This window comes from Actinomycetospora aurantiaca (genome assembly GCF_037401875.1).
In the GTDB taxonomy this organism is placed as follows: Bacteria; Actinomycetota; Actinomycetes; order Mycobacteriales; family Pseudonocardiaceae; genus Actinomycetospora; species Actinomycetospora aurantiaca.
Genome location: NZ_JBBEGN010000001.1, coordinates 644,185 through 669,497, shown reverse-complemented (window position 1 = coordinate 669,497; position 25,313 = coordinate 644,185). Strand labels below are relative to the sequence as shown.

Below are 25,313 nucleotides of genomic sequence, written 5' to 3'. Positions count from 1 at the left end.
CCGGATTCTGGTCCCTGCGTGCGGATTCCGGTATCGCCACGGCCGGCGATTCTCTACGCTCGGTGAGCAGGACCTCGCCGGAGGAATGACGTCATGCTCGTGCTCGACTCCCGGGACGTGCCCGCCGAGGTCCGCGCCGAGCGCATCACGTCGCTGATGGCCGAGGCCAGCGCCGCGAGCGTCACGCTGACTCCGCACGCCGACCTCCACGCGCGCATGGAGCTCTGGCAGCTCGGCCGGCTGACCCTGTTCCGCAGCGCCTCGTCGGGGATGGCCATGTCCCGCGACGCCCGCCGCGCCCGCAGCGACGGCGCGCCGATCATCGCCCTCGCCGTGCAGGAGTGCAGCACCGCACGGCACGAGCAGTTCGGGCACCGTCGGGAGGTCGCCGCGGGGGAGCTGATGCTCGTCGACCTCGCCTCGCCGTTCGCCTTCTCCTGGACGACGACGGGTGCGTCGCGGGCGCTGCAGGTGCCCCTCGACGCGCTCGGTCTCTCACCGGAGGTCGTGCGCGCCGCCGCGCCGCGACTGCAGGACGGTCCACTCGCCGGACTCGTGGCGCGGCACGTGATCGACCTGTTCCGGGTAGCCGACCAGGTCGCCGCCGGAGCGCAGGCCGCGTCCGTGGGCGCGGCGAGCATCGATCTCGTCCGGGCCCTCCTCGCCTCGTCGACCAGCTCGGACGCGGACACGCGCACCGTCCATCGCGAGACCCTGCTGGCCCGCATCCACGAGTACGTCCGCCAGCACCTGCGCGACCCCGACCTCGGCGCCGATGAGATCGCGGCGGTCCACAACATCTCCCGACGGCAGGTGTTCGAGCTCTTCGCGCGGTCGGGGGCCAGCCTGGAGCAGTCGATCATCACGCGTCGCCTCGAGGGCGCGTACGACGAGCTCGGCCACCCCGGCTCGCGACACAAGGCAATCGCCACCGTCGCCGCGGAGTGGGGCTTCCGCGACCCCGCCCATTTCTCGCGCCGCTTCCGGGCCGCGTTCGGCCTGACTCCCAGCGAACGACGGGCGGGCGCCGCACCTCGCCCTTGACGAACCTTCGCTCGTGTCAGATAGTCGACGCCACCGTCAAAGTCGTGGCGCGGGTCACGAGCGAGTTCAACGAGGAGCAGGCGCATGGCCTACGTGATCGGCGTGGACGTGGGCGGGACCTTCACCGACGCGGTGCTCGATGACGACTCCGGGTCCGTCATCGCCGCGAAGGCCCCGTCGACCCCTCCGGACTACTCCCAGGGCGTCCTCGACGTGCTGGAGCTGCTGGCCGAGCAGCTGGGGCGGTCGGTGGAGGAGATGCTGGCCGAGACCCACCACATCGCCCACGGCACCACGTCGAGCCTGAACGCCCTGGTGCAGCGCAAGGTCCCCGAGGTCGGGTTCCTCACCACCAAGGGCCACCGCGACTCGATCTTCATCATGAACGTCGAGGGCCGCTACCTGGGCCGTTCCCCGCACGAGCTGCAGCACGTGCTCGCCCAGGACAAGGACCACTACCTGCTGCCCAAGCGGCACGCCCTCGAGGTCACCGAGCGGATGGACCGCGACGGCAACGTCATCGTCGCGCTCGACGAGGACGAGGTCCGCGCCCAGGTCGAGAAGCTGCGGGCCGACGGCATCCGCGCCATCGCGGTCTCCCTGCTCTGGGCCTTCCGCAACCCCGCCCACGAGCGTCGCATCCGCGAGATCGTCGCCGAGATCGACGCCGACATCTACGTCGCGCTCTCCAGCGAGGTCAGCCCCCGCATCCGCGAGTTCGCCCGCAACTCCACGACGATCATGTCGACGCAGGTCGGGCCCGGTCTGCGTGACTACCTGACGAACCTCGAGTCGGCGCTGAAGCAGAAGGGCCTCGGCGGCCCGCTGCTCGTCATGCAGTCCAACGGCGGCGCGGTCGCGGCCTCCGAGGCCCCGCAGCAGGCCATCTCCACCGTCGGCTCCGTGCTCACCGGCGGCGTCATCGGCTCGACCCAGCTCGGCCAGAAGCTCGGCCACCGCAACATCATCTCCACCGACGTCGGCGGCACGACGTTCCTCGTCGGGCTGATCGTCGACGGCGAGCCCGAGCGCGACACCACCACCGTCATCAACCACCACCCGATCAACGTCCCGACGCTGAAGGTGCACGCCATCGGCTCCGGCGGCGGCGCGATCGCGTGGGTCGACGCCGGCGGCAACCTGCGCATCGGCCCGCACTCGGCCCAGGCCGTCCCCGGCCCCGCCTGCTACGACCAGGGCGGCACCGAGCCCACGAACACCGACGCCAACCTCGTCCTGGGCATCCTCCCGACGACGGGTCTGCTCGGGGGTCGCAAGGCGCTGAACGTCGAGCGCGCGCGGGAGGCGATCAAGACGAAGGTCGCCGACCCGCTCGGACTCAGCATCGAGGACGCCGCCGCCGCCATCCACGCCGTGCAGAACGCCCAGACGGGCGACCTGCTGCGCAAGAGCGTCGTCGAGGCCGGCCACGACCCGCGCGACTTCGTCCTCTACGCCTTCGGCGGCTCCGGCCCGGCGTTCTGCGCGAAGTACGCGACGCACCTGGGTGTCGACGAGGTCGTCGTCCCGCTCGGCCCGGTCGCCTCGGCGTTCTCCGCCTACGGCCTGGCCGCGTCCGACATCGCCCTGGCCCAGGAGCTCTCCGACCCCGCCCAGCTCCCCGTCGACCCGGTCCGCGCGGAGAAGAACTTCGCCCAGCTCGAGGACCAGGTCCGCCAGGGCCTCGACCGGCAGGGCCTGAAGTTCGACCACGTGGAGATCGTCCGCGAGGTCGACATGCGCTACGCCATGCAGCTCGCCGAGGTCACGGTCGGGGTCAGCGACGGCCCGCTCGACGAGAACGCGATGAACGAGGCCGCGGCCAGGTTCGAGCAGAAGTACGCCGACCTCTACGGCCAGGGCTCCGGCTTCTCCGCCGCCGGCATCCAGGCCATCACCTACCGCGTCCGCGGCCGCGGCGTCCTGCCGTTCAGCCCGGAGCTCCCGCCGCTCGACCAGGCCGACGGACCCGCCCCGTCGTCGGGAAACAGGCCCGTCTACCTCGAGATCGGCCAGGACTTCGTCGACACCCCGATCTACGACTACACCGCCCTGCGCGCCGGTCACGTCATCACCGGACCCGCCGTCATCGAGGTCCCGACGACGACCGTGGTCGTCCCCGAGGGCCGCACCGGCACCGTCGACGAGCTCGGCAACCTCCACATCGTCAAGAACGGAGCCTGACCTCATGGCCATGGCCGTCCCCGGCTCCGAGAGGTTCTCGAGCCGCCCGATCGACCCCGACACGCTCGCCGCGCAGCTCCCCGCGAGCCTGCCGGTCCACACCGTCACCCAGGAGCAGATCGACGCTGTCGACCCGCTGACCTACGAGGTCATCCGGCACCGCCTCTGGTCGGTCACCGACGAGATGGGCGAGGCGCTCAAGCGCATGTCCGGCTCGCCGATCGTCACCGACGCGAACGACTTCGACTTCGCGGTCTCCGACGAGCTCGGCCAGGAGGTGCAGGTCGGGCTCTACAACACGATGCTCGTCGGCGCCGTCGACCTCGCCATCTACTGGACCCTGCAGCACCGCGCGACCAACCCCGGCATCGCCGAGGGCGACATGTTCCTCACCAACGACCCGTGGGTCGGCGGCGGGCTGCACCAGAACGACGCGATGGTCTACCAGCCGGTGTTCTGGGAGGGGAAGCTCTTCGGCTGGACCTCCGCGATCGCCCACCAGCCCGATCTCGGCGGCGTCGGCCTCGGCTCCTTCTCCCCGGGCGCGCAGGACGTCTTCTCCGAGTCGCTGCCCACCCCGCCGATCAAGGTCGTGCGCGACGGGCTGCTGCAGGACGACGTCGCCGACGTCTGGGTCCGCCGCTCCCGCGTCCCGATGATGATCGGGCTGGACCTGCGCGCGAAGGTCGGCGCCAACACCGTCGGCCGCGACCGCCTCCTCGCCGTCATCGAGCAGTACGGCGCCGACACGGTCAAGGCCGTCATGAAGCGGATGATGTCCGACGCCGAGTCGCGGCTGCGGGGCAAGCTCAAGGCCCTTCCCGACGGCAGGTGGCACGCGACCGGGTACCAGGACCAGTCCCACGAGGGCGACCGCGGACTCCACAAGATCACCGTGGAGATGACGAAGGCCGACGACCACATCACCTTCGACTTCACCGGCACCGACCCGCAGTCCGGCGTCGTCAACTGCACCTACGCCGGCATGCGCGGCGGCGTCATGCTCGCCCTGCTGCCGATCCTCGCGGGCGACATCCCGTGGTCGGCCGGCGGGCTGATGCGCTGCTTCGACCTGGTCAGCGAGGAAGGCACGATCAACAACGCGAGCTTCCCGGCCGCGGTGGGTCGCGGGCCGATCGGCCCCGCGTGGCTGACCGGCAACCTCGTCGCCGAGTGCCTATCCCAGATGCTCGACCAGGCGTCGGACCTCGCCGCCCACGTCCAGTCCAGCTGCTGCGGCACCTGGGACACCGCCGTGATCGCGGGCCTCGACCAGCGCGGAGCGGTCCCGACGCCGTTCCTGTCGATCATGATGGACCCGATGGCGGGCGGCTACGGCGCCCAGCCGCAGGCCGACGGCATGGACACCGGCGGGCTGTTCTGCATCCCGCTCGGCCGCGTGCCCGACGTCGAGATGACCGAGTTCCTGTACCCGGTGCTCGCCCTGTGGCGGCGCGAGGAGCCGGACTCCGGCGGACCGGGTCGCCAGCGCGGCGGGGTCGGGGCGTCGCTCGCGATCACCCCGCACGGCACGAGCTTCCCGATCGGCCTGGTCCTCGCCTCCAACGGCAAGGCGGTCAGCCAGAACAATGGCCTGGCCGGCGGCTACCCCGGCAACACCGGGGTCGAGTACATCGCCCGCGGCAGCGAGGTGACGGAGCAGCTCGGGGCCGGTCGTCTCCCGACCGACCTCGCCGACGTCGGCGGCACCGCGGAGCTCCAGCCCTGCTACGGCGAGACCTACGTGGCGCCCGGCGAGGTGTTCACGATGTTCTGGCAGGGCGGCGGGGGCTACGGCGACCCGCTGGTCCGCGAGCCGGAGGACGTCGCCCGCGACGTGCGGGAGGAGAAGGTCACCGCCGCCACCGCGCTCACGGCGTACGGCGTGGTCGTGGACGACGCCGGGACGGTCGACGCCCAGGCGACCAACTCCCGCCGTCAGGAACTCCGCGATGCTCGACGCGCCCGCGGCTCGGCCGAGGGCACGCGCGACACGGTCGACCTGACCGACGCCCGCCGTCTCGACGACAACCTCGTGGCCGTGGGCGAGCAGGTCGCCTGCCGGCACTGCGCGACGGTGCTCGGGTCGGGCGCGGTCGGCGAGCTGGACCTGGTCCGCTACGAGGGGCCGGTGTCCGACGCGGGCCCGCAGGTCGTGGACAACGCGGGGGAGTACGTCGACGGCGCGGTGCACTTCCGGCAGTACTGCTGCCCGGGGTGCTTCACGGCGGTCTCGACGGCGGTCGTGCCGGTCGACCACGTCGACGACGTGACCCGCACGAGCCGCGTGCTCGCGGACGCCCGCTCATGAGGCTGGACCGGGTCGCCGTGCTCGGCGGGGGACCGGGAGGTCTCTACGCCGCGCGGCTGTACAAGCTCGCCCGGCCCGACTGCGAGGTCGTGGTCCACGAGCAGGGCGTTCCGGACGAGACGTTCGGGTTCGGCGTCGGACTGGCCGCGCGCACGCAGCGCCGGCTGGCCGAGGCCGACCCGGCCTCGCTCGACGACATCCTCGCCGCCTCCTGGTCGCACGACATGCGGATGGTCGTCGGCGGCCGGGCGGCGGGGATGAGCGTGTCGAGCCTGGTGGCGGTCGGGCGGGCGGAGCTGCTGCGGGTGCTGCAGCGCCACGCCGAGGACGCGGGCGTGAAGCTCGAGTTCGGAGCACGGCGGTCGGCCGACGAGCTGGACGCCGACCTGGTGATCGCGGCGGACGGGGTCGGGAGCGCGACGCGCTCGGCCGGCGACTTCGGCGCCGAGGTCGAGACCGGCACCGGCTGGTACCTCTGGGCCGGCACGGACGTCGCGTTGCCGCACGCGCTGTTCGCGCCCGAGCGGACCGAGCACGGCGTGTTCGTCACGCACGCCTACCCCTACGCGGCCGACCGCAGCACATTCCTGGTCGAGACCGACGAGGCGACGTACCGGGCGGCCGGCTTCGACCACGCGGTGCCGGCGGACGAGTCCGACACCGTGGCGCTCGAGTACCTCTCCGACGTGTTCGCCGACCACCTCGACGGGCACCGGCTGATCGGCAACCGCACCCGCTGGATGCAGTTCCGGACGGTGCGCTGCGACCGGTGGCACGCCGGGAACGTGGTGCTGCTCGGGGACGCTGCACACACCGCGCACTACTCGGTCGGGTCCGGCACGAAGCTGGCGATGGAGGACGCGATCGCGCTGGTCGGCTCGCTGCAGTCCTCGGACGACCTCGAGTCGGCGTTGGGTGCGTACGAGGACGAGCGCCGCCCCGCCGTCGCGCGGATCCAGGACATCGCCGAGCGCTCCCGCCGCTGGTGGGAGACGTTCCCGGAGCGCCTGGATCTGCCGGTCGAGCAGCTCCTCGTGGCGTACATGAGCCGGGCGGGCAACGTCCCGCTCGACCGGTTCGCCGCGGGGTCGCCCGAGCTCGTGCACATGGCGCTGCAGCAGTGGGCGGGGGAGGAGCCGCCCTCCGGGCGTCAGCAGTGCGGCCATGCTGACGCTCAACGTCACAATCCCCACAACGTCGACTCGCTGGCGGAGTGGGCGCTGAGCCGCTCGCTGCGGCCGTCGACGCCCGGCCAGGAACCCGAGGTCGAGGGGGAGCCGGAGGGCCCGCGGGGCTTCGACTCCCGGGTCGTCGCCGACGACCCGCAGGCCCTGGGCGCGACCGTGCTCGACCTCGGCACCGACGACCGCCCGTCCGGCTCCGAGCAGGTCGTGGAGGACGCGGTGCGGCGGGGTGCGCAGGTGATGGACACGGTGTGGCTGACGGGCGCCGACGACCGGGCGAGCGTCCTGACCCGGCTCGAGGTCGCCGAGCGGCTCCGTCGGCAGACGCCGGCGCTGGTCGTCGTCGCCGGCCCGGAGGCCCTGCGCCACGACTTCGCCGACGGGCTCGTCGCCGACCGCGCGCACCTGGTGGCCCTGCGATGACCCGGGACGAGTACGGCGACTACTGGGGCACGAGCACGATCGCCGACGAGTTCCACGCGGTCGCGCTCGCCCACCCCGACCGCGACGCCGTCGTCGCGGCCCAGGGCCGGCGCACCTACGCGGAGCTGGACGCCGAGACGGACCGGATCGCCGTCGGGCTGGCCGAGCTCGGCCTGCATCCCGGCGACCCGGTCATCGTCCAGGTGACCAACCGTCTCGAGACGATCGTCGCCTGGTACGCGCTGCTCAAGGCCGGGCTGGTGCCGGTCGCGACCCTCGCCGCCCACCGCGGGCACGAGATCGCGCACATCAGCCGGGCGGTCGGGGCCCGGGCGCACCTGGTGGAGGCCGGGACCAAGGGCATCGACCTCGTCGCGTTCGCCCACGAGCAGGCCCACGACCACCCGACGATGCGCCACGTCCTCGTCCTCGGCGACCTCCCCGTGGCGGAGGTCGACCCGGACGAGGCCCGCAAGCGCGTCGAGGAGATCCAGCGCGGCATCGACCCCGACGACATCGCGGTGTTCCAGCTCTCCGGCGGCACGACCGGGGTCCCGAAGCTGATCCCGCGCCAGCACGCCGAGTACTGGTACAACGCCCGCGCCTACGCCGATGCCCTGCGCTGGACCGCCGAGGACCGCGTCGGCCACCTCATCCCGGTCATCCACAACGCCGGCGTGGTGTGCGGCGTGCACGGCCCGCACACCCGCGGTGCCTGCCTCGTGCTCACCGACCACGACCTCGACACCGCCATGCCCCTCCTCGTCGCCGAGCGCACCACCTCGGTGCTCTTCGGCCACGTCCACTACCGCGCGCCGGAGCACCCGCTCTACGACGAGCTGGCCGAGACGTTGCGCGTCGTCCTGCTCTCCGGCGCCAAGGTCTCCGAGGACCTCTTCACGACGACGGGTCGCGGCGGTGCGTGGGTCGGGCAGCTGTTCGGCATGGCCGAGGGCATGTTCCTGGTGACCCCGTGGGACGGCTCGCCGGAGCTGCGGCGCACCACCGTCGGCGTGCCGATCTCGGCGGCCGACGAGGTGCGTCTGTTGGAGCCGGGGACGGAGAACGAGGTCCCCGACGGCGAGGTCGGCGAGCTGTGCTGCCGCGGCCCCTACACGCTGCGCGGCTACTACGGGATCGACCGGCCCGAGGCGTTCACGTCCGACGGCTTCTACCGCACCGGCGACCTCGCAGCGGTCCGTCTCCTGGACGGCTACCGCGCGGTGTCGATCGAGGGCCGCATCAAGGACCTCATCAACCGCGGCGGCGAGAAGATCAACGCCGAGGAGGTCGAGCTGCTGCTCCTCTCGCACCCGCACGTGGTGGAGGCGGCCCTCGTGGCGATGCCCGACCCGCGGCTCGGCGAGCGCGGCTGCGCCTACCTCGCGACCGACGGCACCGACGTCACCCTCGACGACCTCCGCGCCCACCTGACCCGCCTCGACGTCGCGAAGTTCAAGTGGCCCGAGCGCGTGGAGCGGTTGGAGGCGCTGCCGCGCACGAAGGTCGGGAAGCTCGACAAGAAGGCCATGACGGCCGACATCACCGCACGCCTGGAGAACCAGCTGTGAGCCACCACCGCATCGGGATGATCGTCCCGAGCTCGAACGTCACCGTGGAGACCGAGATCCCGGCCCTGCTCGCGCGCCACCCGAGCGAGACCTTCTCGTTCCACGGCAGTCGCATGCGCATGGCGAAGGTGACGCCCGAGGAGCTCGTCGCCATGAACGCGCAGCGCGAGCGGTGCGTCGACGAGCTGGCCGACGCCGGCGTCGACGCCCTGCTCTACGCATGCCTGGTCGCCGTCATGGCGCAGGGCGCGGGGGAGCACCGACGGGTGGAGACGGCGGTCGCCGAGCAGCTGGGCGCCCGTGGCCTCGACGCGGGCCTGGTCTCCAGCGCGGGCGCCTTGGTCGACGCGCTGGCCGCGGCGTCGTGGGGACGGGTCGCGCTCGTGATGCCGTACATGCGCCCGCTGGCCGAGCAGGTCGTCGCGTACCTGGAGGCCGAGGGGATCGAGATCGTCGACTGGGCGGCGCTCGAGGTCGGCGACAACGCCGAGGTCGGATGCATCCCGGGCGACCGGGTCGCCGAGGCCGCCCGCGGGCTCGACCTGTCGCGCGCCGACGCCCTGGTCATCTCGTGCTGCGTGCAGATGCCGTCGCTGCCGCTCGTGCCCGTCGTCGAGAAGGAGCTCGGTCTGCCGGTGCTGTCGGCGGCGACGGCGGGCGCGTTCTGCCTGCTCCGCTCGCTGGGCCTCGCCCCGGAGCTCCCGGACGCCGGGGCGCTCCTGTCGGGCCGCGTCGGGGTGTCGGCGTGACCCGCACCCCCGCGAGCGTCCTCGCGCTCTGCCTCGCGTGCATGACGCTGGAGGGCTACGACGTCGTCGCGTACGGCGCGGCGCTTCCGTTCCTGCTCGCGCACCCCGGCTGGGAGGTCACGACGGCGCAGGCGGGGCTGCTCGGAAGCCTGACGCCGGTCGGGATGCTGGTCGGCGCGGTCGTCGTCGGGCTGCTGACCGACCGTCTCGGCCGCCGTCGCCTCGTCCTGGTCTCGACCGCGGTGTTCTCGGTTGCGATGCTGCTCTGCGGGCTCGCGCCCGGGGTGGTCCTGTTCGGGATCGGCCGGCTGTTGGTCGGGCTCGGGGTCGGCGGGGTCCTGCCGTCGATCGCGGCGCTGGTCTACGAGTACTCCGCGCCGGGCCGCCACCACGTGAACACGGCGCTCGCGTTCGCCGGGGTCGGCGTGGGCGGGGCGCTGGCGGCGGTCGTGGCGGCGGTGTTCGGGCCGGACCTCGGCTTCCGGGTCGTGTACCTGGTGGGCGGCGGGGCGGCGCTGGTCGTGCTGCCGCTGGCGCTGCGGTTCCTGCCGGAGTCGCTGGTGTACCTGCGGAGTCGGGGTCGGGACGGCGAGGCCACGCGCTGGGCCGCGCGGCTGGGCGTGTCAGAGGTGGCCGCCGAGGAGCCGGCGGCGGCCCGCTCCGGGGTGGGCGTGCTGTTCTCGCGCTCGTACCGCACCACGACGGTGATGTTCTGCCTGACGACGTTCGCCTCGCTGCTCGTGCTGTTCGGCCTCTACACGTGGCTGCCGCAGCTGATGCGCTCGGCCGGCTACGAGCTCGGCTCCGCGCTGACGTTCCTCATCGTGCTGAACCTCGGGACGGCCGTCGGTCCGCTCCTCCTGGGCGGCCTGGCGGACCGGTTCGGGTCGCGGGTCGTGACGGCGGGGTCGTTCCTGCTGGCCGTCGTCGGCATCTCGGTGCTGAGCCAGCCGCTGCCGTCCGTGCTGCTCTACGTGGCGGTCGTGCTGGCCGGCATCGGCACCGTCGGGACCCAGATCCTGATCAACGTGTTCATCGCGAGCCGCTACCCCGTCGACGTGCGGGCGACCGCGATCGGCGTGGCGCTCTCGGTCGGCCGCATCGGCGGGATCGTCGGGCCGCTCTACGGCGCGTTCCTGCTGACGACGCAGCTGCCGCTGCCCGTCCTGTTCCTGGCGTTCGCCGCGCCTGCCCTGCTCGGCGCGGTGCTCGTCGCCTCGATCCCCCGCGCGGGCGCGACGCGCCCGGAGACGGCGGGCGCGGGGCCCCGTCGTCACGACCTCCAGGCGCAGTAGGAGCTCTCCCGCCACCGCTCGACCCCACCACCAGGAGCGTGCCCCGATGACCGTGGACGACCAGACCGACTTCAACCCGCTCGCCGGCGGTTCCGTCACCGACATCCGGGCGTCCCTGCGGGAGGTCCGCGGGCGCTGTCCGGTCTCGGCGGTCGCGCCCGGCCTGCAGTTCGTCGCCGGCCACGAGGCCGCGCGCCGGGCGCTGCTGGACGGCACGGCGATGAGCAACGCCGGCAACTTCGTCCTCGGCGACGAGGGCGACGGCGAGGCCCCGCCCGCGCTGATCACCCAGAGCGACGCGCCGGAGCACACCGCCCTGCGCGCCCTGCTGCGGCCCGGATTCGCCCGCGCGGCGATCACGAACGCCACGCCGTGGGTGCGGGAGTACGCCGACGAGCTGATCGACGCGCTGCCCGACGGCGGGCCGGCGGACGTCGTCGGCGACGTCGCGATGCCGCTGACCGCCCGGGTGATCGCCCGCCTGGTCGGCGTGCCCGCGGAGGACGCCGACGAGCTGGCGCGGCTGTCGCTGGAGATCACGGCGATCCTGCCGGCGCCGTTCGTCGGGACCGAGGCGTGGCAGCGGCTGGAGGAGTACTTCGTCGCCGCCTCGGTGGCTCGGCGCGGCTCGACGGACCAGCCGGACGACATGATCACCCGGCTCGTGCGCGGCACCGTCGACGGCCGTGCGCTCAGCGACCGGGAGGTGGCCTTCCACGCCTGGCAGCTGTTCGTCGCCGGCCTGGAGAGCACCGCCTACACGATCGGCTCGACGGTCTGGCACCTCCTGGCCGACCGCAGCCGCTGGGAGGCGCTGCTCGCGGACCCGTCGTTGCTGGACAACGCCCGCGAGGAGGGCCTGCGGCACGGCTCGGCGATCCGGTGGGTGCTGCGGACGGTGGCGGCGCCGGTCGAGCTGGGCGGGACGTCGATGACGCCGGGGGAGCGGGTGGTCGTCGGGCTGGAGTCGGCGAACATGGACGAGCAGGTGTTCGGCGAGGACGCCGACGACTTCGTCCTGGGCCGCCCGACCGCCCGGAAGCACTTCTCCTTCGGCCACGGCGTGCACCTCTGCCTGGGCGCGGAGCTCTCCCGCATCGAGATCTCGACGGTGCTCCGGGCCCTGCTCGACCGCCTGCCCGGGCTGCGGCTCGTCGACGGGGCGGAGTGGCGCGACGTCGAGAGCCCGATGTTCTGCGGCCCGCAGCGCGTCGACGTCGTCTGGTAGCCGTGCCCGTATCGTCGCCGTCCATGAGCGCGGCGGAACACGACCCTCCCGACGAGGTCCCCGCGCGGCGGCCTCGTCGGGAACTGGTCGAGGCCCAGATTTACGAGCAGGCCACCCGCCTGTTCGCCGAGCGGGGCTTCGCGGGCACGAGCCTGCAGGACATCGCGGACGCGATGGGCATGACGCGGCCGTCGCTCTACTACTACGTCAAGAACAAGGACCAGCTGCTCGCGCGGCTCGTCACCGAGATCACCGAGGGGCCGGCCGACACCGCGGAGGAGATCGCAGGCGGTGACGCGGACCCGGAGACGAAGCTGCGCGAGCTCGTGCGGGTCACCGCGGCGCAGCAGGCCCGGCACGGGCCGCGGTTCCAGCTCGTGATCCGCTCGGAGTCCGAGCTGCCCGACGACCTCGCCGCGGCGCACGCGGCGGCCAAGCGGAGGGTCCTCGACGGCTTCGTCCGGATCGTCGACGAGGGCGTGCGGAGCGGTCAGTTCAAGCCGCGGCCCGTGCGGTCGACGGCGCTCGGGCTGATCGGGATGTGCAACTGGGTGGCGTTCTGGTTCCGGCCGGGCGGCGCGCAGACGCCGGAGGAGATCGGCGAGCAGATGGCCGAGATGGCGGTCGCGACGGTCGCGCAGGCCCCGGACCGGCTTCCCGACAGCCCGCGGCCGGACGACCCGGCGGCCGCGCTGAGCCTGCTCCGGCAGGACCTCGACTACCTCGAGAGCGTCATCCAGACGCGAGCGTCGAAAGATTGACGGAGACGTAGACGAGTTCTACGCTGGTGCCATGGCACTGGAGCACAAGGTCCGCGGTGTGGACCACACGGCGTTCCCGACCTTCGACCCGGCCGCCACGGTGCGCTTCTACCGCGACGTCCTCGGGTTCCCGGTCGTGCACTCGATCTGCGCGGCGGGTTGGGGTCCGGAGGACCACCCGGACTTCATCCACTTCTTCTTCGACATCGGCAACGACGACCGGATCGCGTTCTTCTACTACTTCGGTCTCGAGCCGGTGCACGCCCAGGAGCGCGGCGACGTCTACGCCGGGTTCGGGCCGGAGGTGCCGGAGTTCTTCGTGCGCTCGCGGCACCTGGCGATCCACGTCGACGACCAGGACGACCTGCTGGAGTACCGCCGGCGTCTCGACGACTCCGCGTGGCCGGTCGAGATGCAGATCCAGCACGAGACGATCGAGTCGATCTACACGCACGACCCGAACGGCTACATGGTCGAGTTCACCCGCGCGATGCGTCCCGTGACGCCGCAGGAGGACCTTGACGCCAACCTGACGATCGACGCGCTGCTCGACGTCGTCTCCGCCCCGGAGCCGTCGTTCGGCAAGCTGCTCGCGCGCAAGGCGGAGCTGATCGTCGAGCGGGCGGCCGACTGGGAGGCATCTCGGGAAGGCGCGCAGGTATGACCGCGCTCTACGTCCTCGACGTCCCGGAGAACACGTCGGTGGCGAAGGTGGCCGCGGAGTCGGGGGCGTCGGTCGGGAAGGTCGGCCCCTACTTCGAGATCACGGCGGACGGGTCGATCGTCATCGACCGCCGCGCGACCGGCTGCCGGCACGCGGTCTGGTACAGCTGCGTGGCCGGGGTCGCGGGCGGCGAGATCGTGCAGCACGACAAGAACGCGCTGCAGGTCGACCCGGCATGAGTGCGCCGGTCTCGCAGCGGCTGGGTGCGGGGCGCTACATCGAGGCGGACGAGCGCCCGGCCTCGACGACGACGAGCGTCCACGAGCTGACGACGGCGGACGGCGCGACCGTGCGCGGGGTCCTGGCCTCGGTGCCGGGCGCGCGGACGGTCGTGTGCCTGATGCACCCACGCCAGGACGTCACGCACCACCCGCTGGTCCCCGCGCTGCTGCAGGCCGGCGCGGCGGTGTGGACCCAGCACACGCGGTCGGTGAACAACGACCTGACCCTCGTGCACGAGCAGGCACTGCTCGACGTCGCCGCGGGCATGGCGTTCCTGCGCCCGCATTTCGACGCGATCGTCCCGCTCGGGCACTCGGGTGGCGGCACGCTGTTCGCGTTCTACCTCGAGCAGGCCGGGCTGTCCGGCGCGGAGCGGATCGCGACGACGCCGGGCGGGCGCCCGACGAAGCTCGCCGAGGCCGAGATGCCGCTGACGGACGGCGCCGTGTTCCTCGCCCCGCACCCGGGTCAGGGTCAGCTGCTGCTGCGGTGCATCGACCCGTCGGTGGCCGACGAGGCCGACCCGCTCGCGGCGGTGCCGGAGCTGGACGCGTTCGACCCACGCAACGGCTTCGCGGAGCCGCCCACGAGCTCGTCCTACTCGCCGGCATTCCTCGAGGACTACCGCGCGGCGCAGCGTGCGCGGGTGGCGCGGATCGACGCCCGGGCACGTGAGCACCTGGCACGGGCGGCCGAGGCGCGGGCTGTGCACAAGCGCACGGGTGCACCCGCCGACCGCCGCCGGGCGCTGGCCCCGACGATCCTCACGGTGTTCCGCACCGACGCCGACCCGCGCACCGTCGACCTGTCCCTCGACCCGAGCGAGCGCCCGTACGGGTCGCTGTTCGGGGCGCGTCCGGACCTGATCAACTACGGCCAGGTCGGGTTCGGCCGGCTGACGACGCCGGAGGCGTGGCTCTCCACGTGGTCGGGTCTGAGCTCGAACGCCGACTTCGTGCGCTGCGCGCCGGGGGTCACCGTGCCGACGCTGTTCCTGGAGCTCACCGGCGACCAGGCGGCGTTCCCGTCGGACTCCCGTCGGATGGTGTCGGCGCTTGGGGCCGTCGACCTGACACACGAGAGCGTCCGCGGCACGCACTTCGGTGGCGCGATCGCGGACGGCGAGCCGACCGGGAACCAGCTCGCGGCCGGTCGGATCGCGGAGTGGCTGGGCGCGCGGCACGACCTCGCCCCGCCGGCCTGAAGCGCGGTCGCGCAACCGTGTCCGATCGACACGGTTGCGCGACCCCGGTCGGCGCCGAAGGCTGCTGCGCCGTCGCGAGTGCGACACAGGGCAGGTTCCGGCGACCCCGTGGATGCCTGACGTAGCACTCGTCGCGTGCCCGAGCTGCTGCGCCATCGCGAGTGCGACACAGGGCAGGTTCCGGCGGCCCCGGGGGTGCCTGACGTAGCACTCGTCGCCGAGGCGCATGAGCAACGAGCCTCGCTCAGCCGTCCGCCGGCAGGTCGGACGACGTCCAGGACGCCGGCGCCTGGATGCGGTAGGAGTCCTGCAGCGCCTCGGCGAGCTCGGTCCAGTCGGTGTGCTCGTCGAGGATCATGCCGATGACGTTCGAGCCCCAGGACACGGTGAAGTACGGCGGGCCCATGTGGCCGAAGGCGGCGACCTCGTCGGGCTCGCCGCGGAAGGTGATGCGGAACAGACCGTCCTCACCGCCGAACACGTGCGCGACCGTCGCGTCCCGGACCTTCCACCGGATCCCGACCCACGCCGACTCCTGCCGCACGCCCTGCCACGCCCGCAGCACGGTGTCGATGCGCGCGACGACGTCGTCGGGGACGTCCGGTCGATCACCCACGGCGATCACCACCTCTGAGCCACCCGCCGAGATCCTTGCCTGCGCTCGGCGGAGTGGCACACGGCTGCCCAACGGATAGCGTCCAACCCATGACCGCCGTCACCGAGTTGAACGCAGGCGAGCGCCTCAAGGCCTGCGGGGTCCGCATCGCCGTGGCCCTGATCGACCGGGCCGCCGGTGCGGTCGCCGACAAGGTCGACGACGTGTCCGAGCAGCTCGAGGGCCAGCTGCAGGGCCTGGCCTCCGGCGGCGGCGTGAAGCTCGGCGCGATCTTCGGCGCCGGCAACGCGGTGATGGCGGGCAAGAACCCGGTGCTCGGGGCGGTGAAGGGTGCCTGGGGTGCACTCGGCACCGGACCGAAGATCGGCATCGTCCTCGGGCTGATCCTGCTGGGCGTGCTCAGCCCGGTCGCGCTGGTGCTGCTCCTCGTCGGACTGCTCATCGCCGCCATCGTCTCCGCCGTGAAGAACTAGCGGCTCGCCGCGCGGCGGTACTGCCAGCTTGCGAGCGGCGCGAACACGGCGACCACCACCACCGCCCAGATCAGCGTGTACAGCTGCGGGTGCTGCAGCGACCACGCCGTGGACACCGCCGCCGCGGGGTTCGGGTCGGGGTTGCCGAACAGCTCCCGCGCCGCCTGCGTCACCGCCGACACCGGGTTCCACTCCGCGAACACCCGCAGCGGGCCGGGCAGCGTGTCGAGCGGGACGAACGTGTTCGCCACGAACGTCAGCGGGAAGATCACGATGAACGAGGCGTTGTTGATCACCTCGGGGCTCGGGATCAGCAGGCCGAGCCACGCCATGATCCACGAGATCGCGTAGGCGAAGATCAGCAGCAGGAGGAAGCCCCACAGCGCCTCGAGCGGTCCGGTATTGATCCGCCACCCGACGATCAGCCCGGTCACCGACATGACCACCAGGACGATCACGTTGTTCACGACGTCGGAGAGCGTCCGCCCGGTGAGCACCGCCGACGGCGCCATCGGGAGTGACCGGAACCGGTCGATGATCCCCTTCTTGACGTCCTCGGCCAGGCCCGCGCCGGTGTTGGTCGCCCCGAACACCACGGTCTGGGCGAAGATCCCGGCGATGAGGAACTCGCGGTAGGCCGCGCCGCCGCCGGTCGGGTCGATCGCGCCGCCGAACACGTAGGCGAACAGCAGCACGAACATGATCGGCGAGAGCGTGGTGAAGACCAGCAGGTCGGGCACCCGCTTGATCTTGATCAGGTTCCGCTTGGCGACGACGGCGGCGTCGGAGACGACGGCGAGCGTGGTCACGAGGACTCCTCGGTGGTGGACCCGGTGAGGGTGAGGAAGACGTCGTCGAGGGTCGGGCGGCGCACCCCGGCGTCGTCGACCTCGTGCCCCTCGGCCTCGAGCAGGTCGAGCGCCTGCCGCAGCGCCTTCACCCCGCCGGACACGGGCATCGTCAGGGACCGGCGGTGCTCGTCGGTGACCGCCGGGGCCACGCCCAGCGGCGTGACCAGTCGCGCGACCTCGTCGAGGCGGCCCGCGTCGCTCACCGTCAGCTCCAGGCGCTCGCCGCCGATCTGCGCCTTGAGCTGGTCGGCGGTGCCGCGGGCGATCGCGCGGCCGTGGTCGATGACGACGATGTCGTCGGCGAGCACGTCGGCCTCCTCCAGGTACTGCGTGGTGAGCAGCAGCGTGGTGCCGGCCGCGACCAGCTGCTGGATCACGCCCCACATCTCGGTGCGGCTGCGTGGGTCGAGCCCCGTGGTGGGTTCGTCGAGGAACAGCACGGGGGGATCGGCCACCAGCGCCCCCGCGAGGTCGAGCCGGCGCCGCATGCCCCCGGAGTAGGTGCGGGTCGGCCGGTCGCCCGCGTCGGTGAGGCTGAACTGCGCCAGCAGCTCCCGCGCCCGCTCGCGGGCACGGCGCCGCCCCAGGTGGTAGAGCCGCCCGATCATGTCCAGGTTCTCGAACCCGGTGAGGTACTCGTCCACCGCGGCGTACTGCCCGGAGAGCCCCAGCCGGCGCCGCACCTCGCGCGGGTCGGCCAGGACGTCGATCCCGTCGATCGTCGCCCGCCCGGCGTCGGGTTGGAGCAGCGTCGTCAGGATCCGCACGATGGTGGTCTTCCCGGCACCGTTGGGGCCGAGCAGACCGAGCACCGTGCCGCGGGGGACCTGCAGGTCGACCCCGTCGAGCGCGGTGACGTCGCCGTACCGCTTGACCAGCCCGGCGACCTCGATCGCCACGTCCATTCCAGCCCCCAGGTGTCCGATGCGGCGCGAGCGTAGCGACGGGGTCCGACAGCGTCGCCGGAGTTCCCTGCCACGCTGCCCGCGTGACGGAGATGCTCGGCGTCCTCGTGAGTGGCTTCATCGTGATCGCCGCGGCGGCCACCTTCGGTCCTCGTCTGGGAATCGCCGCACCACTGGTACTCGTGGCCGTCGGCGTCGGGGCCAGTTTCCTGCCCCTGTTCGCCGCGGTGGAGATCGAGCCGGAGTGGATCCTCCAGGGCGTCCTGCCCCCGCTGCTCTACTCGTCCGCGGTCTCGATGCCCGCGATGAACTTCCGTCGCGAGTTCGGGGCGGTCAGCGGCCTGTCGGTGGTCCTCGTCGTCGGCAGCGCCCTGGTCCTCGGCCTCTTCTTCTCCCTCGCGATCCCGGGGCTCGGCTTCGCGTGGGGCGTCGCCCTCGGAGCCATCGTGAGCCCCACCGACGCGGTCGCCACCTCGATCATCAAGCGCACCCCCGTGTCGAGACGGGTCGTCGCGATGCTCGAGGGCGAGAGCCTGCTGAACGACGCGACCGCGCTCGTCGTCCTGCGCACGGCCGTCGTCGCGACCGCCGCCGCCTTCTCCTTCTGGGGCGCGCTCGGGACGTTCGCGTACTCCGTGGTCGTGGCGGTCGTCGTCGGCGGGGTCGTCGGGGTGCTCGGGCTGCAGGTCCGCAAGCGCGTCGCCGACCCGACCGTCAACACCGTCATCTCCTTCGCGGTGCCCTTCGTCGCCTCCGTGCCCGGCGAGCTGCTCGAAGCCTCCGGGCTGGTCGTCGCCGTCGTCGCGGGCCTGGTCACCGGCGTCCGCGCACCCCGCGACCTCTCCACGCAGAACCGCCTCTCCGACGCGCAGAACTGGCGGACCGTCGAGCTCGTCCTCGAGGGCGCGGTCTTCCTGACGATGGGCCTCCAGGTCCGCGCGATCGTCGAGAGCGTGGAGCGCGACCACGCGGGCGTCGGCCCGGCCGTGCTGATCGCCGTCGGCGCCCTGGTCCTGACGGTGCTCGTGCGCGCGGCCTACGTCGCCCCGCTGCTGAAGGTCCTCGCCGTCCGGTCCCGGCGCGGCGCGGCGCTGCGCGACCACCTGCTCGAGATGCAGCAGCGGATGACGACGGACGAGGGCAGGCAGGAGGCCTTCGCGGAGGTGAACCGCCGTCGTCGCAAACCGTCCGCCAACCAGCTCGACCGCTTCGCCTCCCGGGTCACCCAGGTCGTCGCCGACATGGACTACTTCCTGCGCCAGCCCCTCGGCCTGCGCGAGGGCGCGACGGTGGTGTGGGCGGGGATGCGCGGCGCGGTGACCGTCGCCGCGGCGCAGACGCTGCCCGAGGACACCCCGCAGCGGTCGGTCCTCGTGCTCGTGGCGTTCGCGGTCGCGACGCTCTCGCTCGCGGTCCAGGGCGGGACGATCGGCCCGCTGGTGCGCCGCCTCGCCCCGCCGCCCGACCCGGGGGCCGAGGAGCAGGCCGAGGCCGACCGGGGCCGGCTCCTCGAGCTGATGCGCCACGCCGGCGACGACCTCCCCGAGCCGACGCCGGTCGAGGGCGAGTCGCGCGCCGACGCCGTCCGGGCGCAGGGACGGTGGCGGATCGCCGTGCTCGAGGCCCAGCGGGAGGCGCTGCTCGACGCCCGTGACCACGGCACGTTCGACGCGGACGTCCTCGAGGACGCGCTGGCGAACCTGGACGCCTCGCAGGTCGCCATCGAGATGCGGGCCCGCTCATGACGCCTGCGTGCTGTGCAACAGGGCACAGCGCGCAAAGTTGCACGTCGTGCATGAACGAGTAGCGTGGTCGTTGCTCGGGCGAACGAACGCCTCGAGCACTATCGCCCGCCACTCGTGAAAGCCGGTTCCATGACCGCGTCCCCCGACACCGCCGACGCAGCGCCGCCGCAGACCAGCCGTCGTGCGGTGCTCGTGCCGCTCTCGGGCCTGCTGATGGCCCTCTTCGTCGCGATCCTGTCGTCGACGATCGTGTCCAACGCACTCCCGCGCATCATCTCCGACCTGGGCGGCACCCAGGCCCAGTACACGTGGGTGGTGACGGCGTCGCTGCTGGCGATGACCGCGTCCACCCCGATCTGGGGCAAGCTCGCCGACCTGTTCTCCAAGAAGCTGCTCGTCCAGCTCGCGATCGGCGTGTTCGTGGTCGGCTCGATGCTCGCCGGCCTGTCCACGAGCACCCCGGCGCTGATCGGCTTCCGCGTGCTCCAGGGCCTCGGGATGGGCGGTCTGACCGCGCTGGCCCAGGTCGTGATCGCCGCGATCATCCCGCCCCGCGAGCGGGGCCGCTACGCCGGCTACCTCGGCGCGATCATGGCCGTGGCCACGGTCGGCGGCCCGCTGATCGGCGGCGTCATCGTCGACACCATCGGCTGGCGCTGGTGCTTCTACGTCACGGTGCCGATCGCGGTCATCGCCCTCGTCGTGCTGCAGCGCACCCTGACCGTGCCCACGCAGAAGCGCGAGGTGCACATCGACTACCTCGGCGCGCTGCTGATCGCCGCCGGGGTCTCGGCCCTGCTGATCTGGACCTCCCTCGGCGGCAAGAACTTCGCCTGGGTCTCGTGGGCCTCGCTCGCCTGGGCCGGCGCCGGGATCGTCGCGATCGTCGCGGCGCTCGTCGTCGAGTCGCGGGCGAAGGAGCCGGTCGTCCCGCTGCAGCTCTTCCGCAACCGCACCGTCGCCCTGGCCACCGTCGCCGGGCTGTTCGTCGGCGTCGCGATGTTCGGCTCGTCGGTGTTCCTCAGCCAGTTCTTCCAGCTGGCCCGCGGCGCCTCGGCCACCGAGGCCGGCCTGCTGACCCTGCCGATGATCGCCGGCCTGTTCATCGCCTCGACCCTCGTCGGGCAGCTGATCTCCCGCTACGGGCGGTGGAAGCCCTACCTGGTCGGCGGCGGGGTGTCGCTCGTCGTCGGGCTGGTGATGCAGGGCCTGGTCATGGGCGCGGACACCCCGTACTGGGAGCTCGCCGTCGCGATGGTGCTGGTCGGCGTGGGGGTCGGTGCGACCCAGCAGAACCTCGTGCTCGCCGTCCAGAACCAGGTCGCCATGCGGGACATGGGCGCGGCCAGCTCGACCGTCGCGTTCTTCCGCTCCCTCGGGGGTGCGGCCGGCGTCGCCGCGCTCGGCGCCCTGCTCTCCGGCCACGTGTCGTCGGCCATCACCTCCGGGCTCGCCGCCGTCGGCCTCCCGGCGGGCGCCACGAGCTCGTCGAGCGGGCAGATCCCGAACGTCGCGACCCTGCCGGAGCCGATCCGCGGCGTCGTCGAGAACGCCTACGGCGACTCGGTGGCCCTGCTCTTCCTGGTCTCGGCCCCGCTGGCGCTGATCGCCCTGATCGCGATCCTGTTCCTCCGCGAGGTCCCGCTGCGCGAGACGATCGACATCGACGAGTCCGCGCCGGCCGATGCCGTGGAGGAGTTCGAGCCGACCTCGGTCGTCGAGGGCACCGTCCGCGACGGCGCCCGGGCGGCCACCGGGGCGGTCCTGACCGTGATCGACCGCGCCGGCCACCAGCTCGCCCGCGCCACCGCCGACGAGGAAGGGCGCTACCGCCTCGCCGTCGACGGCGACCCGGTGCCCTACCTGCTGGTCGCCCAGTGGCGCGGCACCCCGCACGTCGAGCTGCTCGGCGGGACGACCGGCCGTCAGTTCCGCGACGTGCGGATGCCGGTCGACGCCCACGGCGGCCGGCACGCGGTGGACGCCGACACCGAGGTCATCCCGGCGGTGGCCCGATGAGCACCGCCACCCCCACCCGGCCGGGCTCGCGCGAGACTGGCCGGGTGGTGGGTCGGCGGGAGCGCAAGAAGCAGGAGACGCGGACCGCGCTGAGCGAGGCGGCCGTGCGGCTCTCGCTCGAGCACGGCGTCGAGAACGTCACCGTCGAGCAGATCTCCGACGCGGCCGACGTCTCGCTGCGGACGTTCTTCAACTACTTCTCCAGCAAGGAGGAGGCCGTCGTCGAGGGGGACGCCGCCCGCGGCGAGACCCTCCTCGACCTGCTCCGCGACCGGCCCGCCGGCGAGTCGGTGCTCACGGCCCTGCGGCACGCGGTGCTCGAGCACGTGGACGACATGGCGGGCGACGACCGCATGGACGCGCTACGGCTGCTGCGCAGGAGCCCCACGCTGCTGCCGCACCAGCTCGCCGCCTATGCGGCCCGGGAGCGCGAGCTCGGCGTCGCGATCGCCGAGCGCCTGGGGGAGAGCATTCCCGACGACGGGTCGGTCGGGTTGCGTCCGGCCCTCCTGGCGGCGGCGACGATGGCCGGGGTCCGGGTCGCGATGCAGCGCTGGACCGATGGCGGGTCCCGCGACCGCGACCGGCTGCGCGCGGGGCTGAACGAGGTGTTCGACGAGTTGGGCGCCTTCGGCTCGTAGGGTGCGGGCCGTGCCTGACGCGCCCTACGGATCCTGGCCGACCCCGCTCACCTCCGCGCTGGTGGTGCAGGCCGCCGTCGGGCTCGGGGAGGTCCGGCCCGACGGCGAGGACCTGCTCTGGGCCGAGGGCCGCGCGGCGGAGGGCGGCCGCATCGCGCTGGTCCGCCGCACGCCCGACGGCACCACCTCCGACGTCGTCCCGCCCGAGGTCAACGTCCGCACCGCGGTCCACGAGTACGGCGGCGGCGCGTGGTGGGTGGCCGACGGCGTGGTCTTCCTCGTCGACTGGGCCGACCAGCGGCTCCGGCGCCTCGACGCGGACGGCATCACGCTCCTCACCCCCGAGCCCGCCGTCGCGCGCGGCGACCGGTACGCCGACGGCGACGTCGCCCCCGACGGCTCGTGGCTGGTGTGCGTCCGCGAGCACCACCCGTCCTCCGGTGCCCCCGCGGCGGAGGTGGTGAACGAGATCGTCCGGTGCGACGCCCGAGCGCTCGCCGAGCCCGAGGTGCTGGTCAGCGGACCCGACTTCGTCGCCGCGCCGCGGCTCTCGCCCGACGGCTCGGCGCTCGCCTGGGTCTCGTGGGACCACCCGTCGATGCCGTGGGACGACACGGTCCTGACGGTGCGGTCGCTGGCTTCGGGGGAGGACACCGTCGTCGCGGGCGGGCCGGGGGCGTCGGTGAGCGAACCGGTCTGGCAGCGCGACGGGTCGCTGACCTTTCTCTCCGACCGCACCGGCTGGTGGAACCTCTACCGCTGGTCCGACGGCGCGGTGGAGCCGCTCGTGCAGCTCGACGCCGAGATCGGCGTGCCCGGCTGGCAACTGGGCGGGTCGCGTTATGCCCTTCTCGACGACGGGTCGGTGGTGTTCGCGCGGTCGTCGGAGGGCTTCGACGCGCTGGCGGTACGTCGCCCGGACGGGACGGTCGAGGAGCTGGACACCGGGTTCACGGTCGTCCGCTCCGTGCGGGCGGTCGGCGACGGCGTCGTGTGCGTCGCGGGCAGCCCGACGACCGAGACCGGGGTGCACGTCGTCTCCGGCTCCGGCTCGGTGACCACGGTGCGGCCGCCCCGGGACCTCGGCCTGGACCCGTCGATCCTCTCCGCGCCGGAACCGATGACGTTCGCGTCGGTCGACGGGGACGGGAACCCGCGCGAGGCGCACGCGCTGTACTACCCGCCGTCGGGAACGGTGGAGGGGGAGCTGCCGCCGCTGCTCGTCGTCATCCACGGGGGTCCGACGGGGGCGGCCGCGCCGGTGCTCTCGGTGGGGCTGCAGTACTGGACGACCCGCGGGTTCGGGGTCGTCGACGTGAACTACGGCGGGTCCACCGGCTACGGCCGCGCCTACCGGGAGCAGCTGCAGGGCGCGTGGGGGATCGTCGACGTCGCGGACTGCCTGGCGGCGGCCCGGGCCCTGGCGGACGCCGGCCGGGTGGATCCCGCGCGGCTCGCGATCCGCGGGGGGTCGGCGGGCGGGTTCACGGTGCTCGCGGCGCTGGCGCGGTCCGACACGCCGTTCGCGGCGGGGGCCGACCACTTCGGCGTGGCCGACCTCGAGGCGCTCGCCGCGGACACGCACAAGTTCGAGTCGCGGTACCTCGACGGGTTGGTCGGGCCGTACCCGGCCGCCCGTGACGTGTACGTCGAGCGGTCGCCGCTGACGCACGTGGACCGGTTCTCGACGCCGCTCATCGTGCTGCAGGGCGAGGAGGACGCGATCGTCCCGCCGAACCAGTCGGAGATGATCGTCGCCGCGCTGCGGGAGAAGGGCGTGCCGGTGGCGTACCTGCTGTTCGCGGGGGAGCAGCACGGGTTCCGGCGGGCGGAGAACATCCGCCGGGCACTGGACGCGGAGCTGTCGTTCTACGCGCAGCTGTTCGGGTTCACGCTGCCGCAGGACGAGGGGATCGAGCCGGTGGAGATCGAGCGCTGATCAGGCCGCCGGGAGGGACCCGTAGTCGGGGAGGTCGATCGCGTCCGCCGGCGGGCCGGTGACGCGGTTGAACAGCCCGCCGAACTTGTCGAACGCCTCGGCGGCCACCTTGGCCGCGCCGCGCTGCACCTTCTGCCCGACGGCGGTCCGCGGGTTCATCGCCCGGATCATGGCCGGCTTCACGTCCTGGGCGCGGTCGACGAACGGGCGCATGAGCTGCTCGTAGCGGGCGAGGGCGGCCGGGACGTCGGGCTGCGCGGCCAGCTCCCCGGCCAGGATGTACGAGCCGGTCAGGGCCAGGCTCGTCCCGGTGCCGAACGGGCCGGCGGCCCACGCGGCGTCGCCGAGGAGCACGGTGCGGCCGTGGCTCCAGCGGTCGAGCTTCACCTGGGCGACGGCGTCGAAGTACATCGAGGCGTCGTCGAGCGCGGCGAGCACGCGGGGGGCCTCCCACCCGACGTCGGCGAAGGTCCGGCGCAGGATCGTGAGCTGGCCGTCGCGGTCGAGCGCCTCCAGCCCGCGGACGTCGGAGAGGAAGCTCAGCATCGCGCGGGTACTGCCGAGGTTGTCGGGTCGCAGGCTGACGCCGCGGGTGCCGGTGGTGTGCATCCAGCGCCACCAGCGGTCGTCGTCGGCCGTCCGCGGGATCGTCAGATAGGCGATGTAGAGGCCGAGCTCGGTCATGTCGACCTCGGGCGAGACGAGCGACCGCGTGTGCGAGCGGGTGCCCTCCGCGACCACCACGACGTCCGCGTCGAGGGTCGCGCCGCTCGCGAGGGTGGCGGTGACGTGGTCGTCGTGCTCGGCGAGGTCGGTGATCGACTCGCCGAAGCGGTACTCGCTCGCCGTGTCGGTCCGTTCGTACAGGATGCGGGCCATCTCGCCGCGCAGGATCTCCAGCTCGGCCGTCGGCCCGTCCGTGCCGCTCTCACCGGCCGGGAACTCCGCCACGGTGCCGCCGGCCTCGTCCATCAGCCGCAGACCGACCTCGGTGGTGTTCGCCGCGCGGACGGCGTCCTCGAGGCCGAGCCGGCGGGCCACCTCGCGGCCCGCCCCGCGGAGGTCGACGTTCTGCCCCTCGTCGCGCAGCCGGGGGGCGCGCTCCACGACCGTGGTGCGCCACCCCGCCGCGTTCAGCTGCAGGGCGAGGGCGGGGCCGGCGATGCTCGCCCCGGAGACGAGGGCATGACGGGTCACGGGATCGGGTGCCCCGTGCGGTCGGGA

At 73.0% G+C, this 25,313-nt stretch carries 21 protein-coding genes; 17 read left to right on the top strand and 4 right to left on the bottom strand.

Going from position 1 to position 25,313, the window contains the following annotated elements:
* Positions 1-93 precede the first annotated feature (93 nt).
* The 12 genes from WCD74_RS03030 (at position 94) to WCD74_RS02975 (ending at position 14,900) form a co-directional block, all read left to right on the top strand.
* Complete coding sequence (locus WCD74_RS03030; protein WP_337693333.1) at positions 94-1,044, top strand: helix-turn-helix domain-containing protein; 951 nt, start codon at positions 94-96, stop codon at positions 1,042-1,044.
* An 84-nt stretch (positions 1,045-1,128) separates the two neighbouring features.
* Positions 1,129-3,228, top strand: a complete 2,100-nt coding sequence (locus tag WCD74_RS03025) for a hydantoinase/oxoprolinase family protein (protein ID WP_337693332.1) — start codon at positions 1,129-1,131, stop codon at positions 3,226-3,228.
* Between the two features lie 4 nt (positions 3,229-3,232).
* On the top strand, positions 3,233-5,539 hold the full coding sequence (locus WCD74_RS03020; protein WP_337693331.1) for a hydantoinase B/oxoprolinase family protein: 2,307 nt from the start codon (positions 3,233-3,235) through the stop codon (positions 5,537-5,539).
* Positions 5,536-7,146, top strand: coding sequence for an FAD-dependent monooxygenase (locus WCD74_RS03015; protein WP_337693330.1), 1,611 nt, complete (start codon positions 5,536-5,538; stop codon positions 7,144-7,146). The genes WCD74_RS03020 and WCD74_RS03015 overlap by 4 nt, the downstream gene beginning before the upstream one ends.
* Positions 7,143-8,717 (top strand): (2,3-dihydroxybenzoyl)adenylate synthase, encoded by a 1,575-nt coding sequence (locus tag WCD74_RS03010; protein WP_337693329.1) that lies wholly within the window; start codon positions 7,143-7,145, stop codon positions 8,715-8,717. Before WCD74_RS03015 ends, WCD74_RS03010 begins: the two co-directional genes overlap by 4 nt.
* Positions 8,714-9,466: a maleate cis-trans isomerase family protein gene (locus tag WCD74_RS03005; protein ID WP_337693328.1), complete on the top strand. Its 753-nt coding sequence runs from the start codon at positions 8,714-8,716 to the stop codon at positions 9,464-9,466. Before WCD74_RS03010 ends, WCD74_RS03005 begins: the two co-directional genes overlap by 4 nt.
* The gene (locus WCD74_RS03000) at positions 9,463-10,761 is read left to right on the top strand and encodes an MFS transporter (RefSeq protein WP_337693327.1); all 1,299 of its coding nucleotides are present in this window, start codon (positions 9,463-9,465) and stop codon (positions 10,759-10,761) included. Before WCD74_RS03005 ends, WCD74_RS03000 begins: the two co-directional genes overlap by 4 nt.
* A gap of 46 nt (positions 10,762-10,807) precedes the next feature.
* A complete protein-coding gene (locus WCD74_RS02995; protein ID WP_337693326.1) occupies positions 10,808-11,989 on the top strand; it encodes a cytochrome P450 in 1,182 nt (393 codons plus the stop codon).
* A 23-nt stretch (positions 11,990-12,012) separates the two neighbouring features.
* The gene (locus tag WCD74_RS02990; protein WP_337693325.1) at positions 12,013-12,750 is read left to right on the top strand and encodes a TetR/AcrR family transcriptional regulator; all 738 of its coding nucleotides are present in this window, start codon (positions 12,013-12,015) and stop codon (positions 12,748-12,750) included.
* A gap of 31 nt (positions 12,751-12,781) precedes the next feature.
* A complete protein-coding gene (locus tag WCD74_RS02985) occupies positions 12,782-13,414 on the top strand; it encodes a VOC family protein (protein WP_337693324.1) in 633 nt (210 codons plus the stop codon).
* Positions 13,411-13,653: a hypothetical protein gene (locus tag WCD74_RS02980; protein WP_337693323.1), complete on the top strand. Its 243-nt coding sequence runs from the start codon at positions 13,411-13,413 to the stop codon at positions 13,651-13,653. The genes WCD74_RS02985 and WCD74_RS02980 overlap by 4 nt, the downstream gene beginning before the upstream one ends.
* The gene (locus WCD74_RS02975; protein ID WP_337693322.1) at positions 13,650-14,900 is read left to right on the top strand and encodes an alpha/beta fold hydrolase; all 1,251 of its coding nucleotides are present in this window, start codon (positions 13,650-13,652) and stop codon (positions 14,898-14,900) included. The genes WCD74_RS02980 and WCD74_RS02975 overlap by 4 nt, the downstream gene beginning before the upstream one ends.
* A gap of 244 nt (positions 14,901-15,144) precedes the next feature.
* Here WCD74_RS02975 and WCD74_RS02970 read toward each other — a convergent pair whose 3' ends face one another.
* Entirely contained in the window at positions 15,145-15,516 is a 372-nt protein-coding gene (locus WCD74_RS02970) for an MmcQ/YjbR family DNA-binding protein (protein ID WP_337693321.1), read from the bottom strand.
* Positions 15,517-15,605: 89 nt separating this feature from the next.
* On the opposite strand from WCD74_RS02970, the gene WCD74_RS02965 reads away from it, so the two are divergent.
* Entirely contained in the window at positions 15,606-15,989 is a 384-nt protein-coding gene (locus WCD74_RS02965; protein ID WP_337693320.1) for a hypothetical protein, read from the top strand.
* On the opposite strand, the gene WCD74_RS02960 is transcribed toward WCD74_RS02965, so the two are convergent.
* Both WCD74_RS02960 and WCD74_RS02955 read right to left on the bottom strand, forming a co-directional pair.
* Positions 15,986-16,798: an ABC transporter permease gene (locus WCD74_RS02960; RefSeq protein ID WP_337693319.1), complete on the bottom strand. Its 813-nt coding sequence runs from the start codon at positions 16,796-16,798 to the stop codon at positions 15,986-15,988. The genes WCD74_RS02965 and WCD74_RS02960 overlap by 4 nt on opposite strands.
* Positions 16,795-17,745, bottom strand: a complete 951-nt coding sequence (locus WCD74_RS02955) for an ATP-binding cassette domain-containing protein (RefSeq protein WP_337693318.1) — start codon at positions 17,743-17,745, stop codon at positions 16,795-16,797. The genes WCD74_RS02960 and WCD74_RS02955 overlap by 4 nt, the downstream gene beginning before the upstream one ends.
* Positions 17,746-17,837: 92 nt before the next feature.
* Between WCD74_RS02955 and WCD74_RS02950 the strand changes: the two genes are divergently transcribed.
* The 4 genes from WCD74_RS02950 (at position 17,838) to WCD74_RS02935 (ending at position 24,089) form a co-directional block, all read left to right on the top strand.
* Complete coding sequence (locus WCD74_RS02950; protein ID WP_337693636.1) at positions 17,838-19,490, top strand: cation:proton antiporter; 1,653 nt, start codon at positions 17,838-17,840, stop codon at positions 19,488-19,490.
* Between the two features lie 129 nt (positions 19,491-19,619).
* Positions 19,620-21,509 carry an MDR family MFS transporter gene (locus WCD74_RS02945; protein WP_337693317.1) on the top strand — a complete coding sequence of 630 codons (1,890 nt, stop codon included), beginning with the start codon at positions 19,620-19,622 and terminating at the stop codon, positions 21,507-21,509.
* Positions 21,506-22,150, top strand: a complete 645-nt coding sequence (locus WCD74_RS02940; RefSeq protein ID WP_337693316.1) for a TetR/AcrR family transcriptional regulator — start codon at positions 21,506-21,508, stop codon at positions 22,148-22,150. The genes WCD74_RS02945 and WCD74_RS02940 overlap by 4 nt, the downstream gene beginning before the upstream one ends.
* Positions 22,151-22,160: 10 nt before the next feature.
* On the top strand, positions 22,161-24,089 hold the full coding sequence (locus WCD74_RS02935; RefSeq protein ID WP_337693315.1) for a S9 family peptidase: 1,929 nt from the start codon (positions 22,161-22,163) through the stop codon (positions 24,087-24,089).
* Here WCD74_RS02935 and WCD74_RS02930 read toward each other — a convergent pair whose 3' ends face one another.
* On the bottom strand, positions 24,090-25,286 hold the full coding sequence (locus WCD74_RS02930; protein ID WP_337693314.1) for an FAD-dependent monooxygenase: 1,197 nt from the start codon (positions 25,284-25,286) through the stop codon (positions 24,090-24,092).
* Between the last annotated feature and the right edge of the window lie 27 nt (positions 25,287-25,313).